General features: G+C 67.5%; 15 protein-coding genes. 8 read left to right on the forward strand and 7 right to left on the reverse strand.

Annotated features, from left to right (window positions below; translation table 11 throughout):
• Positions 1–24 precede the first annotated feature (24 nt).
• The 4 genes from ACO06P_RS14055 to holA all read left to right on the forward strand — a co-directional run bounded on the left by ACO06P_RS14055 (position 25) and on the right by holA (position 4,946).
• On the forward strand, positions 25–594 hold the full coding sequence (locus ACO06P_RS14055) for a DUF3576 domain-containing protein (protein WP_420345862.1): 570 nt from the start codon (positions 25–27) through the stop codon (positions 592–594).
• A 185-nt stretch (positions 595–779) separates the two neighbouring features.
• Positions 780–3,344: a leucine--tRNA ligase gene (gene leuS / locus ACO06P_RS14060; protein WP_420345863.1), complete on the forward strand. Its 2,565-nt coding sequence runs from the start codon at positions 780–782 to the stop codon at positions 3,342–3,344.
• A gap of 3 nt (positions 3,345–3,347) precedes the next feature.
• Positions 3,348–3,872 (forward strand): LPS assembly lipoprotein LptE, encoded by a 525-nt coding sequence (gene lptE / locus ACO06P_RS14065; RefSeq protein WP_420345864.1) that lies wholly within the window; start codon positions 3,348–3,350, stop codon positions 3,870–3,872.
• Between the two features lie 33 nt (positions 3,873–3,905).
• A complete protein-coding gene (gene holA / locus ACO06P_RS14070; protein ID WP_420345865.1) occupies positions 3,906–4,946 on the forward strand; it encodes a DNA polymerase III subunit delta in 1,041 nt (346 codons plus the stop codon).
• Between the two features lie 233 nt (positions 4,947–5,179).
• Here holA and ACO06P_RS14075 read toward each other — a convergent pair whose 3' ends face one another.
• The 6 genes from ACO06P_RS14075 to ACO06P_RS14100 all read right to left on the reverse strand — a co-directional run bounded on the left by ACO06P_RS14075 (position 5,180) and on the right by ACO06P_RS14100 (position 11,693).
• Entirely contained in the window at positions 5,180–6,109 is a 930-nt protein-coding gene (locus ACO06P_RS14075; RefSeq protein WP_420345866.1) for a ParB/RepB/Spo0J family partition protein, read from the reverse strand.
• Positions 6,110–6,274: 165 nt separating this feature from the next.
• Positions 6,275–7,087 (reverse strand): ParA family protein, encoded by an 813-nt coding sequence (locus ACO06P_RS14080; protein WP_420349641.1) that lies wholly within the window; start codon positions 7,085–7,087, stop codon positions 6,275–6,277.
• Between the two features lie 38 nt (positions 7,088–7,125).
• Positions 7,126–7,770 carry a 16S rRNA (guanine(527)-N(7))-methyltransferase RsmG gene (gene rsmG, locus ACO06P_RS14085; RefSeq protein WP_420349642.1) on the reverse strand — a complete coding sequence of 215 codons (645 nt, stop codon included), beginning with the start codon at positions 7,768–7,770 and terminating at the stop codon, positions 7,126–7,128.
• 43 nt (positions 7,771–7,813) lie between these two features.
• Positions 7,814–9,730, reverse strand: a complete 1,917-nt coding sequence (gene mnmG, locus ACO06P_RS14090) for a tRNA uridine-5-carboxymethylaminomethyl(34) synthesis enzyme MnmG (protein WP_420345867.1) — start codon at positions 9,728–9,730, stop codon at positions 7,814–7,816.
• A 129-nt stretch (positions 9,731–9,859) separates the two neighbouring features.
• Positions 9,860–11,368 carry a tRNA uridine-5-carboxymethylaminomethyl(34) synthesis GTPase MnmE gene (mnmE, locus tag ACO06P_RS14095; RefSeq protein ID WP_420345868.1) on the reverse strand — a complete coding sequence of 503 codons (1,509 nt, stop codon included), beginning with the start codon at positions 11,366–11,368 and terminating at the stop codon, positions 9,860–9,862.
• Positions 11,369–11,435: 67 nt separating this feature from the next.
• Entirely contained in the window at positions 11,436–11,693 is a 258-nt protein-coding gene (locus ACO06P_RS14100) for a DUF6489 family protein (RefSeq protein ID WP_420345869.1), read from the reverse strand.
• Between the two features lie 326 nt (positions 11,694–12,019).
• Between ACO06P_RS14100 and ACO06P_RS14105 the strand changes: the two genes are divergently transcribed.
• From ACO06P_RS14105 to ACO06P_RS14120, 4 genes are all read left to right on the forward strand, one after another.
• Positions 12,020–14,128: a thioredoxin domain-containing protein gene (locus ACO06P_RS14105; RefSeq protein WP_420345870.1), complete on the forward strand. Its 2,109-nt coding sequence runs from the start codon at positions 12,020–12,022 to the stop codon at positions 14,126–14,128.
• Positions 14,125–14,613: a methylated-DNA--[protein]-cysteine S-methyltransferase gene (locus ACO06P_RS14110; protein WP_420345871.1), complete on the forward strand. Its 489-nt coding sequence runs from the start codon at positions 14,125–14,127 to the stop codon at positions 14,611–14,613. The genes ACO06P_RS14105 and ACO06P_RS14110 overlap by 4 nt, the downstream gene beginning before the upstream one ends.
• A 101-nt stretch (positions 14,614–14,714) precedes the next feature.
• On the forward strand, positions 14,715–15,407 hold the full coding sequence (locus ACO06P_RS14115) for a dienelactone hydrolase family protein (protein WP_420345872.1): 693 nt from the start codon (positions 14,715–14,717) through the stop codon (positions 15,405–15,407).
• A gap of 15 nt (positions 15,408–15,422) precedes the next feature.
• A complete protein-coding gene (locus ACO06P_RS14120; protein ID WP_420345873.1) occupies positions 15,423–16,400 on the forward strand; it encodes a quinone oxidoreductase family protein in 978 nt (325 codons plus the stop codon).
• Positions 16,401–16,442: 42 nt separating this feature from the next.
• On the opposite strand, the gene ACO06P_RS14125 is transcribed toward ACO06P_RS14120, so the two are convergent.
• A complete protein-coding gene (locus ACO06P_RS14125; RefSeq protein WP_420345874.1) occupies positions 16,443–17,762 on the reverse strand; it encodes a sigma-54 interaction domain-containing protein in 1,320 nt (439 codons plus the stop codon).
• Between the last annotated feature and the right edge of the window lie 16 nt (positions 17,763–17,778).

Here is a 17,778-nt window from a genome sequence, read left to right on the forward strand (position 1 = left end):
ACGCACGCAGGAACGCAAGGACCGATGAGCTTGAAAGCGACAACCAAGCCTGCCGGGAACGGCAGCACCCCGACCGGCAGGATGCTGGGTCTGCGCCTGGCCGCCGCGGCCATGATGCTGGCCGTCTCCGCTTGCGGCCTTCAGGGTGAAGCCAAGTACTATGACGAAACCGAGGAGAAGCTGGCCGAAACGCGCGGTTCGATCCTTGGCAACGACCAGATCGGCGTGAACAACGGCCAGCCGGAAAGCCTCAGCGGGGGCGACGCCGGCATTGGCGTGAATTCCTATCTGTGGCGCGCGTCGCTGGACACGGTGTCGTTCATGCCCCTGGCGTCCGCGGATCCCTTCGGCGGCGTGATCATCACCGACTGGTTCTCGCCGCCCGAATCCGCCGGCGAGCGCTTCAAGATCAACGTCTACATTCTCGGCCGCGACCTGCGCGCCGACGGCGTGCGGGCGGCGGTGTTCCGCCAGCTCCAGGACCCGCGCAGCGGTGCCTGGATCGACGCAGCGGTCGAGGACCGGACGCCGGTCGACATCGAGAACGCCATCCTTACCAGGGCCCGCCAGCTGCGCATCGCCTCGATTCAGTAGTCGGCATCGCTGCCACGGCGGCGCAGAAGATTGCGGAAACAGGCGTACGCAACCCTGTACGCTGCGGCGCATCGCGTACGTTCGGCCAATGGCGGCAGGATCTGAAGGCAGCAGCCCACTGGATCCAACCCTTTGCGCAGCCTTGAGAGCCCCGGTCTTGAACCCCCGATCCGCGACCACCCGATATGAGCCGATACAACGCGAAAGAATTTGAAGCGAAGTGGCAGCAGCGTTGGGAAGACGCCGGCTGCTTCGCGGTGCAGGAAGAACCGGGGCGTAAGAAGTACTACGTGCTCGAGATGTTTCCCTATCCCTCGGGAAAGATCCACATGGGGCACGTACGCAACTACACCATCGGCGACGTGATCGCCCGCTACAAGCGGGCCATGGGCTTCAACGTGCTGCACCCGATGGGCTGGGATGCCTTCGGGCTGCCGGCCGAGAACGCGGCGATGCGGCGCGGTATTCACCCGGCGCGCTGGACCTACGACAACATCGCCACCATGCGCGGCCAGCTGAAGCTGATGGGTCTGTCGATCGACTGGGACCGTGAGATCGCGACCTGCCACCCCGGCTACTACGCCCAGCAGCAGAAGCTGTTCGCCGCCTTCATGAAGGCAGGGCTGGTCTATCGCAAGGAATCGGCGGTGAACTGGGACCCGGTGGATCACACCGTGCTGGCCAACGAGCAGGTGATCGACGGCCGCGGCTGGCGCTCCGGCGCGCTGATCGAACGCCGCAAACTGTCGCAGTGGTTTTTCCGCATCACCGCCTTTTCCGACGCGCTGCTGGATGCCCTCGACGGTCTGGAGCGCTGGCCGGAAAAGGTCCGCACCATGCAGCGGCGCTGGATCGGCCGCTCGGAAGGGGCGACCATCCAGTTCGAGATCGTCGGCCGCGACGATCCTCTGTCGGTGTTCACGACGCGCCCGGACACCCTCTACGGCGCTTCCTTCTGCGCGCTGTCGCCGGGCCATCCGCTGGCCGCCGAGATCGCCGGGCAGAACCCGCAGGCAAGAGACTTCATCGACGCCTGCAATCGCCTGGGCACCAGCGAGGAAGCCATCGAGAAGGCCGAGAAGCAGGGTTTCGATACCGGGCTGAAGGTACGCCATCCCTTCCGGCCGGAGCAGACCTTGCCGGTCTATATCGCGAACTTCGTGCTGATGGAGTACGGCAGCGGCGCGATTTTCGGCTGCCCGGCCCACGACCAGCGCGACCTGGACTTCGCCCGCAAGTACGGCCTGCCGGTCATCCCGGTGGTGCTGCCGGAGGGCGAGGATGCGGCAACCTTTACGGTCGGCGACGAGGCCTACACCGGCGACGGGCTCGCCATCAATTCCGAGTTTCTGGACGGCTTGGGCGTCGAGGCTGCCAAGCGGGGCGCGATCGACCGCCTGGTGGCCGAAAGCCGGGGCGAGAGTTCCATACGGTACCGGCTGCGCGACTGGGGCATTTCGCGCCAGCGCTATTGGGGCTGCCCGATCCCGGTGATCCACTGCCCGGACTGCGGCGCGGTGCCGGTGCCGGAGGACCAGCTGCCGGTGGTGCTGCCGGAGGATGTCACCTTCGACAAGCCGGGCAATCCGCTGGCCCACCACCCGACCTGGAAGCACACCACCTGTCCGCGCTGCGGCGGCGCCGCGGAACGCGACACCGACACCATGGATACCTTTGTCGACTCCGCCTGGTACTTCGCGCGCTTCTGCAGCCCGCGCGCCGAGGCGCCCATGACGCGGGAGGCCGTCGACTACTGGCTGCCGGTCGACCAGTACATCGGCGGCGTCGAGCACGCCATCCTGCACCTGCTCTACGCGCGTTTCTTCACCCGCGCCCTGGCGCAGGTCGGCCATGTGGCCGTGGAGGAGCCCTTCGCCGGACTGTTCACACAGGGCATGGTCTGCCACGAAACCTACAAGGACGACGACGGCAACTGGCTCTATCCGGAAGAGGTTGAAAAGCTGCCCGACGGCAGTGCCCGCCGGATCGAAGGTCAGGACCCGGTCACGGTGGGCCGCTCCGAATCCATGAGCAAGTCGAAGAACAACGTGGTGGATCCGGAGGCCATCATCGGAACCTACGGCGCCGATACGGCGCGCTGGTTCATGCTCTCCGACAGCCCGCCGGAGCGCGACATGGAGTGGACCGATGCCGGCGTCGAAGGCGCCTGGCGCTTCACCCAGCGGCTGTGGCGCATGGTGGTCGAGAACCTCGACCATATGGCACCGAAAGCCGCGCCGGCACCGCAGCAGCTGGACGGCGCGGCTTTGGAGATGCGACGCGCCGTGCACAAAACCGTGCAGGCCTTCGGCGACGACATCGAGAAGTTCCGCTTCAACCGGGCGGTGGCGCGGATCCATGAGATCGCCAACACGCTCTCGGGCTTCCAGCCCTCGGACGACGCCGGCCGTTTCGTGCTGCGCGAGGCCTGCGAGCTGCTGGTGCGTCTGATCGGGCCGATGATGCCGCACCTCGCCGAGGAGCTTTGGGAGCGCCTGGGCTACGAGGGCTTCCTGGCCGACCAGCCCTGGCCCGAAGCCGAGGCGGCACTGGTCGCCGACGAGCAGGTGGTCCTCGCGGTGCAGGTCAACGGCAAGAAGCGGGCGACCGTTTCGCTGCCGATGGACGCGCCGGAAGATCAGGCTCAGGAGGTGGCCCTGGCGGAGCCGGCGGTCCAGCGGGCGATGGACGGCAAGACCGCGCGCAAGGTCATAGTGGTTAAGAATCGCATCGTGAACGTGGTAGTGTGAGTCATGGAGAAGTCACGCAGGCGCTTTTGCGGAACGGTGGGGCGGATGGCCGCGGTGGCGGGACTGCTGCCGCTTGCCGGCTGCGGCTTTCAGCCGCTCTATGCGGAGGACGACGCCGGCGCGACCGTCGCCACGGAGCTGGCGGCAATCCGCATCACGCCGCTGCGCGACCGGGTCGGCCAGCAGATGCACAATTTCCTGCGCGACCGGCTCAACCCCAACGGCCAGCCGGCCGCGCCGAATTACCAGCTGCGCCTGCAGCTTCGCGAGCGCTTGAGCGAACTCGGCGTGCGGCGGGACGAAACCGCGACCCGCGCCAACCTGAGGCTGACAGCCGAGTTCTTCCTGCTGGAGGAGGGCAGCGGCCGGGAGTTGCTGAGCGGACGCTCCACGTCGACCACAAGCTACGACATCCTGGAGAACCCCTTTGCATCGACGATCTCCGAGCGCGATGCGCGGGAACGCGCACTGCGCGAAGTGGCCGATGACATCCAGACCCGTCTTGCCGTCTACTTCAGAAGCACCTGAACACAGGCACGGCCAGGTCCGGGAGACAGCCGGATGAAGCTGACCGGCGCGGCGCTGCAACGCTTCCTGGCAGAGCCGGGGGGCGAAGGACACGCGGTTTTGGTTTTCGGGCCCGACGCCGGGCTGCGGCGCGAACACATCGCCCGGCTGCGCAAGGCGGTCGCCGGTGAGCCGGCGGACCCCTTCAGCGTCTCCGAGCTCACAGGCGCACAGATCAAGGACGATCCGGCCAGCCTGGCCGACGAGGCTGCGTCCCTGACCTTCGGCGGCGGCAAGCGCTTCGTTCTGGTGCGCGATGCCGGCGATGCCGTAACCGCAATCGCAAAGGACTTTCTCGACAACGGACCCGGCGAGGCTTTCGTCGTGGTCGATGGCGGCGACCTGCCGGCACGCTCCAGCCTGCGCAAACTCTTCGAAGGGCACAAGACGGCGGGCGCCATCGCCTGCTATCACGACGACCAGCGCAGTCTCGCCGGGGTTGTCCGGGATTTCTTCGCGGAGGCCGGTACAGGGATCGAGCGCGAGGCGGCGGAGTTCCTGGCCGCGCACCTGGGCGGCGACCGGCAGCTCACCCGCCGCGAGCTCGAGAAGGTTCTGCTGTTCAAGGGACCGGGCGCGGACCCGGTCACGCTTGAGGACGTTACGCTCTGTGTGGGGGATTCGGCCCTCCTGGGGCTGGAAGATCTGGCGATGGCGGCCGCCGGCGGAGACCTGCCGGGTCTGGAGCGCGGCCTCGGTCGGTGTTTTCTGGAGGGCAGCAACCCGGTCAGCCTGCTGCGGGCCGTCGCGCGGCACTTCCAAAGACTCCACCAGGTGGCCGGTGCCGCTGCGGCCGGCAGCAGTGTCGAACAGGCGATGAAAGGCCTGCGCCCGCCTGTTTTCTGGAAGGCTGCCGCGGGCTTCAAGGCGCAGGCGGCAAGCTGGACCGCGCCGGCGCTGACCGCGGCGATGGAAAGGCTGCTGGAAGCCGAAGCCGCGTGCAAGCGCAGCGGCGCACCGGCGGAGAGCCTGGCCGCCCGCGCGCTCTTGGAGATTGCGGCCAACGCCCCCGGGCGCCGCAGGCGGCGGGCCTAGATCGGGCCGCGTTGCGGCCAATCCCGGCGATGGGCAGGGGATGATTTCGCCGGATAGCTGAATGCGGCCTGGGCCTTCGGCGCTGGCGCAGAGGCGCTGCTTTGCAGGGGCTCGTTTACTTGGGTTCGTTCAACTGGGCTCGTTTGCCTGGGTGCCGGACCGGGTGCGTGACGGCACGCGCCGCAGTCACCGCAATCCGGCGCTAGCGCTTGGCCGGGTGCTCCGGAAAGACCTCAGGCCCGGTCGCCGGCCGGCGGCATCTGGTTCAGCCGGTGCAGCACGTCGTCCAGCTGTTCCAGCGTCTTGTAGTGAATCGTCAGCGATCCGCCGCTGCCGTGGAACTTGATGCTGACCTTGAGGCCGAGGAGCGCAGTGAGATCGCGTTCCAGGGCAATGGTGTCGCTGTCCTTGGCCGGCTCTTCCTTGGCAACGGCGGAGCCTTTCCCGGCTTTGCGGGCCGGGCCCGCCTTGGCATCCTGGACCAGGCGTTCGGCTTGGCGCACGTTCAGCCCCTTGCTGACGATCTCCGCCGCCAGATCCTCCGGCGCCGCAGAACCGACCAGCGTCCGGGCATGGCCGGCCGAAAGCTTGCCCTCCATCACCATGGTCTTGACCGATTCCGGCAGACCCAGCAGCCGGAGCGTGTTGGCGATGTGGCTGCGGCTCTTGCCGAGCAGCTTCGCCAGCTCATCCTGGGTGTGCTGAAACTCCTCGAGAAGCCGCCGGTAGCCTTCGGCTTCTTCAATTGGGGTCAGGTCTTGCCTTTGGACATTCTCGACGATCGCCAGTTCCAGCGATTCCGCGTCGGTCAGGTCGCGGATGACCACCGGAACTTCGTGCAGCTTCGCGATCTGCGCGGCGCGCCAGCGCCGCTCCCCCGCAACGATCTCGAATTCGCTCGGGCGGTCGGGATGGCGGCGCACCAGGATCGGCTGCAGGATTCCCTGAGCCTTGACCGACTCGGCCAGGGCCGAGACGGCGTCCTTATCGAAAACCTGCCGGGGCTGGTAGCGGCCCGGATGCAGATGCTCGACCGGCACGGCTTTTGTGGACCGCACCTTGTCCAGCGACGCATAGTCTTCGTTCTCTTCGCCGAACAGGGCTGCCAGGCCGCGCCCCAGATTGGTCTTCTTCCCTTGGTCCGATGATGCTCCGTCTGTCATGGCTTTCACTTCCCCGAAACGGCGACTCCCCCGAGCCCTCTGCCGACTGCGCCACTCAAGTACCGTTCTTCATACACCAGGGCGCGCGCCCGCGTCGGCTGGCAGACGACACCGTACCCGCATGGTCATTCCGACTGCGAAACGATAGCGCGGTGGCCGGCGAGGTCAAGACGCCATGGCGGCGCGGCCGGCCAAGCCGTCCTCGCGCTGAAGGATTTCCCGCGCCAGACGCACGTAAGCCTGGGAACCGGCGCAGCGAAGATCGTAGAGCAGGACCGGTTTACCGTGGGACGGCGCCTCCGATACCCGCACGTTGCGGGGGATGACAGTCTGGTAGACCCGCTCGCCCAGATGGCCGCGCACGTCCGCGGCCACCATCTCGCAAAGATTGTTGCGGCGATCGAACATGGTCAGCACCACGCCTTGGAGCGTCAGCCTCGGGTTCAGACCCCGCTGCACCCTTTCGATGGTGCGCATCAGGTGGCTCAACCCTTCCAGCGCATAGAATTCCGCCTGCAGCGGCACCAGCACCGCGTCGGCGGCCACCAGGGCATTCAAGGTCAACAGACCCAGTGCCGGGGGACAGTCGATCAGCACGAAGTCGTAGCGGCCGCGCGCCTGGTCGACCGCATGCTTCATCCGGTATTCCCGCCGGTCCAGGGCGATCAGTTCCAGTTCGGCCCCGGAAAGCTCGACCCCGGAGGGCACGATATCCATACCCGGCACCAGGGTCGGGGTCTCGGCCTCCTCCAGCGCCAGGTCCTCCACCAGCACCTGATAGACTCCCTGGCTGCGCTTTTCCGGCGCGATGCCGAGGCCGGTGCTGGCGTTGCCCTGGGGATCCATGTCCACGATCAGGACACGCTTGCCGCAGGCCGCCAGCGCGGTCGCCAGATTGACCGTCGTGGTGGTCTTGCCCACCCCACCCTTCTGGTTGGCAACCGCCAACACCCGGGTATCGACCGGTGCCGGCGTGATCACACCGTGCTCCGGACCCTCATCAACATGTTGTAGGTTCAAGACGCGCCATCCTCAACAGGTAGAAGTCTGAGACGCAGGATCGTTCCTTCGGGATCGGTCATGCTCTCAAAGCGCTCGATTCGCAGTGTCCACGTTTTGCAGGCCTCGGTCAATTCCAGATCCGCCGTGCGCCCCTTGAGAAACAGGCCGACAGCGCCGTCTTTTCCACAGCCGCCGGCGAGAAATGGCTCGGAAATGGCCAGAATGCGGGACAGAGGCGCGAAGGCGCGACACGTCACGACATCGACGGGAAAGGGCTCCAAGGCCTCGATCCGCGCTGCGTGCACCGTGACCTCGGCACCGGTTTCCCGGGCAACTTCGCGCAGAAACACGGCCTTGCGCTGGTCCGACTCCACCAGATGGACGTGGCCGCAGCCCAGCAGTGCCAATACAAAGCCGGGAAAGCCGCCGCCGGAGCCCAGGTCCAGGATGATCCGCTTGCGGCCTTCCGGCGGCGCGGGAAGATGGGCGGCGAGCTGCGCGGAATCAAGAAAGTGGCGGCGCCAAAGATCCGGCAGGCTGCGCGGACTGATGAGGTTGATCGCCGCCGTCCATTTGGTCAGAAGGGCCGCATACCGCTCAAATTTGCCTTGTGTTTCACGTGAAACATCGAGGGTGCGCTGGAAGTCCGCCGCCGTCAGCCGCTCCGGCTCCCGTCCCATGGCCCCTCCCCGGCCGGCCCGTCTAGGCCGCCGTCACCCGCGCGCCGCCCGGACGTTTGCGGACATAGCGCAGCAGGGCCATCACCGCTGCCGGCGTGACCCCCGGGATCCGTGCTGCCGCGCCCAGGGTTTCCGGCCGCGCCCGCCCCAGGATCTGGCGCACCTCAGCGGAGAGCCCGCCGACCCCCGCGTAATCCAGATCCGGCGGCAGCAGCAGGGCCTCGTCCTTCTGGAACGCCCGGATATCGGCGTCCTGCCGTTCCATATATCCCTGGTACCGCCCCTCGATCTCGACCTGACGCGCGATGTCCGCGGGAATCGTCTGCAGCTCGGGCCAAATCTCGGCCAGCGTCGAAAGCGTCAGCTGCGGATAGCGCAGCAGCTCATAGGCGCTGCGCTTCACTCCATCCTGATTGATGGCGATCCCCCGGGCTGCGAGGGCATTCGGGGTGATCGTCAGCCTTGCGGCCAGATCCTGGGCATGCGCCAACGCTTCCAGCTTGCGCTCGAAAGCCGCGCGCCGCTCCGTTCCGACGCAGCCGACGGCAAGACCCAAGGGCGTCAGGCGCTGGTCCGCATTGTCGGCGCGCAGACGCAGGCGGTATTCGGCCCGGCTGGTGAACATGCGATAGGGTTCGCTGACACCGCGGGTCACCAGGTCGTCGATCAGCACGCCGATATAGGCCTGGGAGCGGTCGAGGACAAAAGGCTCCGTCCGTCGATCCGATCCGCCTGCCCCGGCCTGCCGCGCCGCATTCAGCCCGGCCATCAGCCCCTGGGCGGCGGCTTCCTCGTACCCGGTCGTGCCGTTGATCTGCCCGGCCAGGAAAAGGCCAGGCAGACGGCGTGTTTCCAAAGCGGCAGTAAGCTCCCGCGGGTCCACATAGTCGTATTCGATGGCGTAGCCCGGCTGCAGCATCTCCGCCCGCTCCAGGCCGGGGATGGTCCTCAGCAGGGCCCGTTGCACGTCCTCGGGCAGCGAGGTCGAGATTCCGTTGGGGTAGACCGTCGGATCGTCCAGCCCCTCCGGCTCCAGGAAGATCTGATGCCGCCCCTTGTCGGCAAAGCGGACCACCTTGTCCTCGATGGACGGGCAGTACCGCGGACCGACAGAATCGATCTGGCCGGAATAGAGCGGCGCCCGGTGCAGGTTGTCGCGGATCAACGCGTGGCCCGCTTCGGAGGTGTGCGTGATATGGCAGGCGATCTGCGGCTGCGTGATGGCCGCCGTCAGGGTGGAGAAAGGCTCCGGCGGGTCGTCGCCGGGCTGGACCGTCAGCCCGCCGTAGTCGATGGTCCGGCCATCGAGGCGCGGCGGCGTCCCGGTCTTCAGGCGGCCGAGCTGAAAGCCGGCCCGCTCCAAGGTCGCGGCCAGGCCGACCGCCGGCGCCTCGCCGACCCGCCCGGCCGGAATGCGCTGCTCGCCGATATGAATGAGGCCGCGCAGAAAGGTCCCGGTGGTCAGCACCACCGCCGCGGCCCGGATCTCCTCCCCGGCTTCGGTGATCACGCCGCTGCAGCGCCCGTCGGCATCGAGAAGCAGGTCCTCGACCGCCGCCTCGTGAATCCTCAGCCCCGGCTGCGCGGCAAGCCGCGCCTGCATGGCCTGACGGTAGAGCTTGCGGTCGGCCTGAGCGCGCGGCCCCCGCACCGCCGGCCCCTTGCTGGCATTCAGGACACGGAACTGGATCCCGCCGGCATCGGCCACCTGCCCCATGACGCCGTCCAGCGCATCGATCTCCCGGACCAGATGGCCCTTGCCCAGACCCCCGATGGCCGGGTTGCAGGACATCACACCGATGCTGTCGCTGCGATGCGTGACCAGGAGGGTGCGGGCGCCCAGGCGCGCCGACGCCGCGGCCGCCTCGCAGCCGGCGTGGCCGCCGCCGACCACGATCACGTCCACCGAGAAATCCTGCACCGAGAAATCCTGCGTCATTCGCTCTCTTCTCCCGTGTCGGCGCGGGTTATATCAGGCCTGCAGCAGGAGGCAAGCCAGCCGGCGGACACAAAGCGCTTCAGGATCGGAAGTTTACCATGTTTCACGTGAAACACCCCGAGACCTACATCATTTGCCAATGCAGAAGTCCTGAAACACAATATCTAGTAGGTCTTCGACGTCGACACGCCCTGTCACCCGTCCGAGGGCCCGCACCGCCAGGCGCAGGTCTTCGGCGCGCAGCTCCGGCAGGCCCGCCGTCCCCACCCGCTCCAGCGCCGCCAGCCCGTCCTCCAGAGCACGCCTTTGACGCGCCCGCGTGATCTCCGCCGTTCCGCCTGCGAAACAGTCTTCGGCCTGGCGAATCAGCGCGGCAAGCAGCGCATCGAGACCTGCCCCGCTGCGGGCCGAAACCACAATCGGCGCGGCCCCCGCCACCGCCGTCATCCGTTCTGCCGCCGCGTCTGCCGCCGCCGGCGAGACCAGGTCCGCCTTGTTGAGCACCAGCAGGCTGCGGTGATCGGCAAAGCCCAGCAGGTCCGCTTCCGCCATGGCCATACCCCGGCGCGGAGATCGTTCCGCTGCCAGATCGAACACCAGCACCTTCAGATCGGCCGCTTCGGCCCGCTGCCGCGCGCGGGCCATGCCTTCGCGCTCGATGTCCCCCTGTGCCGAATCCAAGGGGGCCGGATCCAAGGGGGCCGGATCCAAGGGGGCCCGATCCCAGGGGGCCTCCGCAACGCCCACCGCCGGGCCGGAGCCACCCGCCGCAACCCGCGGCCGCTCCGCGGCCAGCGTCCGCAGCCCGGCGGTGTCGGCCAGGGTCACCGGATAGCCGCCCAGGTCCAGATGGACCTCGATGACATCGCGGGTCGTGCCTGCGGTCTCCGAAACGATAGCCACCTCGCGCTCGGCCAGCGCGTTCAGCAGAGACGACTTGCCCGCATTGGGCGGGCCAAGGATCACCGCCGCGAGGCCGTCGCGCAGCCGCTCGCCACGGCGCCCGTCGGCAAGGGCGGCGCGGATCTCCGCCGCCACAGCGGCTGCGGCCTCCAGCGCCTCGGCTTCCATGGCCTCCGGCAGGTCCTCGTCGGCGAAATCGATGGCCGCTTCCGCATAGGCCAGAACCCGCGTCAGACGCGCCGACCACTCGGCGGTGCGCCGCGCCAGGCCCCCTTCCATCTGACGCAAGGCCTGGCGCCGCTGGGCCTCGGTCTCCGCGTCGATCAGATCGGCGAGCCCTTCCACCGCGGTCAGGTCCAGCTTGCCGTTGTCAAAGGCGCGGCGCGTGAACTCGCCCGCCTCGGCCGGCCGCAGACCCGGCAGGCGGGCGAGACACTGCAGTACGGCGGCCATGACCGCCCGCCCGCCATGGACCTGCAGCTCCGCCATGTCCTCGCCGGTGAAGCTGCCGGGCCCCGGAAACCACAGCACCAGCGCCTGATCGATGGGTGCATGATCGGCGGGATCGCACAGCCGTCTGAGGGCAGCCCGGCGCGGCGGCGGCAGTTCGGCCCCGGTGAGCGCCCGCAGGGCGGCGCCCGCTTCAGGCCCGGACAGGCGCACCACCGCCACGCCGGCCCTGCCCGGCGCCGTCGAGGGCGCGAACACCGTTTCCGCCTGCCGCTCGTTATCCATTAGAAATTCTAACTTCGAGTTCATTTATTTAAATGATATCAATATCATATCAAGTATGCTCTTAGCCTCACTCATCTTTAGGGGCCTTGTCGCGGGCCGCCTTGGTCATCTGCGACCAAAAGGCTTTCTGCAGCTGCTCCCAGCCCTGGATGCCGGCTGGAAGCCACGTTTTGAAAAGCTGCTCCGGTTCCATGGCGGCGAGGTTTGCCATCATGCGCCTTTGCATTTCATCCATCACCGCCTTCTGCATCGGCCCGACGTCCGGCAGACCGAGAAAGGCGCGCGCCTCCTCCGGGGTGCAATCGATGTCGACATGGATTTTCATGGCTGCGTCATCCCTTTTTTCTTGCCGCGCGCTGGTCCAGGCGTTGACGGACGAAGCCCGCACCGATACCGGAGAGCGCCGACGTCCTCTGCCCGAACGCGGCGTCCAGGCAGGTCTCCCCCATGGATTTCCTCCAAGGATTCCCCCAGACATTTCATGGTTGAGCCAAGGGGCCTTTGCCACCCATATAGAGGTCAGTGTTCGCACCCGGCAAGGGGGGAGGCCGCCGCGCCCGTCCGGCACCGATCGGGGCTGGCGCCGATCCCCCGGTCCGCCGTTCGTCCGCCGCCTGCCCGCCGCCTGTTTCAGCGCTGAAGGACCTCGCCTTGACCGAACCACTCCCCTCGAAAGACCAGGACGACACCGGCCAAGCGGACAATCACGGTCTGACCAACCGTTTGGGGGAGGAGACCAGCCCCTATCTGCTGCAGCACCGCGACAACCCGGTGGCCTGGCAGGCCTGGGGCGAGGAGGCTCTAGCGGAGGCCCGAAAGAGCGGCAAACCGGTCCTGCTTTCGGTCGGCTACGCGGCCTGCCACTGGTGCCACGTCATGGCCCACGAGTGCTTCGAGGACCCGGAGATCGCGGCGCTGATGAACCGCCTCTTCGTCAACATCAAGGTCGACCGTGAAGAACGGCCGGATGTCGACACCATTTATCAGACCGCGCTGGCGCTGCTCGGCGAACAGGGCGGCTGGCCGCTGACCATGTTTCTGACGCCGGAGGGCGAACCCTTCTGGGGCGGCACCTATTTCCCGCCGACGCCGCGCTATGGCCGGCCCGGTTTCCCCCAGGTGTTGCAGGGCATCGCCGAGATCTACGCCAACGACAGCGCCCGCGTCGACAACAACACCAAGGCTTTGAAGGACGCCCTGACCCGGCTCTCGGAGAATCAGTCCGGCCCCGCGGTCGGCCTGGCAATGATCGACCAGATCGCAGAGCATCTGGCCGGCGAGTTCGATCCGGAACTGGGCGGCATCCGCGGTGCGCCGAAGTTTCCCCAGCCCGCGATCATGAAACTGCTCTGGCGCGCCTGGAAACGCGGTGGGGCGAAGAGCCTCTTAAACGCCTGCGACACCACCCTCACCCAGATGTGCCAGGGCGGCATCTACGACCATCTCGGCGGCGGCTTCGCCCGCTACTCGGTCGACGCGCGCTGGCTGGTGCCGCACTTCGAGAAGATGCTCTACGACAATGCGCAGTTGCTGGAGATCCTGGCCTGGGTCTGGCGGGACACGGGCAACCCGCTCTACGAACAGCGCATCCGCGAAACCGTGGCCTGGACCCTGCGGGAGATGATCGCCGATGCCGACGGCAGCGGGCAGTCGCCCAGCGGCGCCTTCGCTGCGACACTCGACGCCGACAGCGAGGGCGAGGAAGGCAAGTTCTACGTCTGGCATGAAGCGGAGATCGACGAGGTGCTGGGCGCCGAGGCCGCCCTGTTCAAGGCGCACTACGATGTCGGCCGATACGGCAACTGGGAGGGCAAGACGATCCTCAACCGCTCCGCCGCGCCCGAACTGGCCGATGCCGACACCGAAGCGCGCCTGGCGGCGGCCAGGGACAAGCTGCTGGCGCGCCGCGGCGGGCGCATCCGGCCGGGCTGGGACGACAAGGTGCTGGCGGACTGGAACGGTCTGATGATCGCCGCGCTCGCAGAACTCGGGCCGCTGTTCGGCGAAGCGGACTGGCTGGCCGCCGCTGAAGAGGCCTTCGCTTTCGTCTGCCGCGAGATGGTGCGCGACGGCCGCCTTTGCCACAGCTGGCGCCACGGCCGCCTGAAGCATCCAGCCACCCTGGACGACTATGCCAACATGGCCGCCGCCGCCGTGGCGCTTTTCGAGGCGACGGCCAAGCGCGCCTATCTGGATCAGGCCGAAGCCTGGATCGACGTACTCGACCGCCATTACTGGGACCCGGCCGCCGGCGGCTATTTCCTCACCGCCGACGACACCCCCGGCCTGATCGTCCGCACCAAGAACGCCCACGACAACGCGGTGCCATCCGGCAACGGCACGGTGCTGTCCGTCCTCGCCAGGCTCTTCTATCTCACCGGCAAGGATGCCTATCGGGCGCGGGCCGAAGCCCTCGTGAAGGCCTTCGCGGGAGAGGTGAACCGCAACTTCTTTCCGCTCGCCAGCCTGCTGAACGGTATCGAGTTTCTGGGCTCCGCCGCCCAGGTCGTCATCATCGGCGACCGTCGGGACGCCGCGACACAGGCCTTGCTCGCCGCCGCCCGGCAGACCTCCGCGCCCAACCGAATTCTCATGACCCTCGAGCCCGATGCGGCACTGCCCGAAAGCCATCCCGCCTTCGGGAAGACCCAGAGCGACGGCCAGGCGACAGCCTACGTCTGCCACGGCCCGACCTGTTCACTGCCGATCGTCGAGGCCGAGGGCCTGGCGCGCGCCTTGGGCGGCCAAGCCGTCTCATGACCCGCCGCCACCGCGGCCTCGACACGCCGACCGGCCCCCTGCGCGTGACTGAGGAGGACGGCACCATCGTGCAGGTCACCTGGGTCGCCAGCCGAAGCAGCGCGGCGAACGAACCCTCTCCGCTGCTCGACGACGCGGCGGCACAGATCGACGCCTACTTCGCCGGCGACCTGCGCGCCTTCGAGCTGCCCCTGAAACCCTTCGGCAGCGCGTTTCAGCGGGCGGTCTGGGCGGAGATGCTGCGCATCCCCTACGGCGAGACCCGCTCCTACGGCGATCTGGCCGCGGCGACCGGCGGCGTCGCCCGTGCCGTCGGCGGTGCCTGCGGCGCCAACCCCATTCCCATCCTCATTCCCTGCCACCGGGTTCTGGCCGCCGACCGCGCCCTCGGCGGATTTTCCGGCGGCCGCGGCAGCGACACCAAGGCCGAGCTCCTCACCCTCGAAGGCGCCTGGCCGATCCAGCACAGCCTGCTGTTCTCGTAGGACCTCAATCTTCCGCGCTGGCGTGATGACAGGCGTCGCCGCCGAGAGATAAGCTCTGCACAAAACCAAAGTCTGATGCATCACTTCAAGGGGGACATCCCATGGCGGAAGTAAACATCGAAGGCAAAGACGGTACCTTCATGGTCTATGTCGCGATTCCGGAGGCCACGCCGGCGCCGGGCATCGTCGTCGCGCAGGAGATCTTCGGCGTCAATCAGGTGATGCGCGAGACCTGTGACTGGCTGGCAAGCCAGGGCTTCGTCGCCGCCTGTCCCGATCTCTTCTGGCGCATCGAACCGGGCATCCAACTCACCGACCAGAGCCAGGCGGAATGGGACCGCGCCTTCGAACTCTTCGGGCTCTTCGATGTCGACAAAGGCATCGAAGACCTGAAGACGACCCTTGGCATGTTGAATGCGCACATGGTCTCCAACGGAAAGTCCGGCACCCTGGGATACTGTCTCGGCGGCAAGCTGGCCTACCTCATGGCCACACGCTCCGACGCCGACGCCAACGTCGGTTACTACGGCGTCGGTCTGGGGGACCTTCTGGGCGAGGCCGGCAGCATCAGCCATCCCCTGATGCTGCACATTGCCGAGAAAGACCAGTTCTCCTCCGCCGAGGAGATCGCGAAGGTCCAGGCGGGGCTTGCCGGCAACGACCAGGTGACGGTGCATCTCTACGAGGGCCAGGACCACGCCTTCGCCCGCAAGGGCGGCCAGCACTACGATGCCGCATCGGCCGAGCTGGCCAACCAGCGCACCATCGATTTCTTCAAACAGGCGCTGGCCTAGAAAGGGGACGCAGTCATGACCAAAGCCGTCCGCATTCACGAACCCGGCGGTCCCGACGCCCTGGTCTATGAGGATGTCGAGGTGCCTGCGCCCGGCGCCGGCGAGGTCCTGATCGAACAGACCGCCTGCGGCCTCAACTACATCGACGTCTACCACCGCAACGGGCTCTATCCCCTGGCCGCCCTGCCGGCGGTGATCGGCATGGAGGGGGCGGGGACGGTCGCCGCGGTGGGCGACGGCGTCACCGCCTTTCAGCCCGGCGACCGCGTCGCCTATGCCGACGCCCCGCCGGGCGCCTACGCCGAGGCGCGGCTCATGCCCTGGCACCGCCTGGTGAAACTGCCCGATGCGATCAGCGACCAGCAGGCTGCGGCGATGATGCTGCAGGGCATGACCGTGGAATACCTGGTCCGCCGCACCTACGCGGTGCAGCCCGGCGACACGGTGCTGTTCCACGCCGCCGCCGGCGGCGTCGGCCTCATCGCCTGCCAGTGGCTGAATCATCTGGGCGCCACCGTCATCGGCACCGTGGGCTCGGAGGAAAAGGCGGCGCTCGCCAAGGCGCACGGCTGCCACCATACGATCAATTACCGCGAAGAGGACTTCACCGCGCGGGTGCGCGAACTGACCGGCGGCGCCGGCGTCCCGGTGGTCTACGATTCCATCGGCAAGGACACCTTCGAGGGCTCGCTGGACTGCCTGAAGCCGCGCGGCCTGATGGTGAGCTTCGGCAATGCCTCCGGCCCGGTGCCGCCCTTCAACCCGGCCATCCTCGGCCAGAAGGGCTCGCTCTATCTCACCCGCCCCAGCCTGATGACCTACAACGCCCAGCGCGAGGAGCTGGAGACCTCCGCCGCCGCGCTCTTCGAGGTGGTGACTTCGGGCAAGGTGAAGATCGAGGTGAACCAGACCTATCCCTTGAGCGAGACCGCCCAGGCCCACAGCGACCTGGAGGCCCGCAAGACCACCGGCTCGACGGTGCTGTTGCCGTAGAGAAGGCATAGCCCGACGGCGCAGGAACGAACGGCCGCCGGCTCACGATCCTTTCGCATCTCTGAGACCCGCGGCCTTCAGGCGCGCGGCCAGGGTCGTCGGCTTGATGCCGAGCAGGGCTGCGGCGCCATCGGGACCGTAGACCCTGCCGCCGCAGCGCGCCAGCGCGGCCATCATGTTGTCGCGTACGTGGCGTAGCATTTCCTCTTCCGTGAAAACCTCCGCGGACCCTTCCGAAGACTCTGTGAGCGGCTCGGGCGGCGCATCGGAGTTGAGCGCAAAGTGCAGGGCGCCGCCGCGCGCCGTGATGACCGCCCGCTCGATGATGTTCTGCAGCTCGCGGACATTGCCGGGCCAGTCGTAGCGCTCAAGCTTGCGAAGGTTGTCCGGCGTCAGGCGCGCCCGTGGCGCGTTTAAGCGCACGCTCGCGCGCTGCAGGAACAGCGCTGCCAGCAGGGCAATGTCGTCCTTCCGGTGGCGTAGAGGGGCAAGCTCGATGGGAAAGACATTGAGGCGATAGTAGAGGTCCGGGCGGAAGCGGCCCGCCTCCATCTCGTGGCCGAGGTCGCGGTTGGTGGCGGCGATGATGCGGACGTCGATCCGGCGGGTGCGGTTCTCGCCGACCCGTTCGAACTCCCCCTCCTGCAGCGCGCGCAGAAGCTTGCTCTGCAGCGCCGGGGGAATCTCCGACACCTCGTCGAGAAACAGCGTGCCGCCGTCGGCCAGTTCGAAGCGGCCCATGCGGTCCTGCCCCGCGCCGGTGAAGGCGCCCCTGCGGTGGCCGAAGAACTCGCTTTCGAACAGCTCAGGCGGGATCGATGCGCAGTTGACGCTGACCATCGGCTTGTCGCCGCGCCGGCTGCCGGCATGGATGGCACGGGCGACCAGTTCCTTTCCCGTCCCTGACTCCCCGACGATCAGAACGCCCGCGTCTGTCGGCGCCACCACCGCAATCTGTTCGCGCACCTTCCTGAGGGCCTGGCTCTTGCCCACCATGGGACCCAGCGCCTTGGCGCTCTCCACCTCTTCCTGCAGGTAGACGATCTGCTGTTCGGCGCGGCGGCGTTCCTCCAGTTCCTCGTGCAGGGCGTCCTTCACCCGCCTGACTTCTTCGATCGAGCGGCGCGCCGTGGCGAGTACGAAGTTGGTCAGCATCTGCAGCTTCTCGGCGGTGTCGTCCTCGCCGTCGATCCGAACAAGCAGATCGAAGCGGCCGCCGACGGTCAGGCAGAGCTGGTCGGCGATCTGCTCTATGAGGCTGCGCAACTCCGTCTCGTCGGAAGCCCGGGTAGTGGAAGCCGCGATGTTTGAGGCCGCGATGTTCGAGGTCGGGATGTTCGAGGTCGGGATGTTCGTCGCCATAGACCCGCTCCTCCCT

Origin of the sequence: Pelagibius sp. (assembly GCF_965227505.1) — a bacterium.
Lineage (GTDB): Bacteria > Pseudomonadota > Alphaproteobacteria > Kiloniellales > Kiloniellaceae > Pelagibius.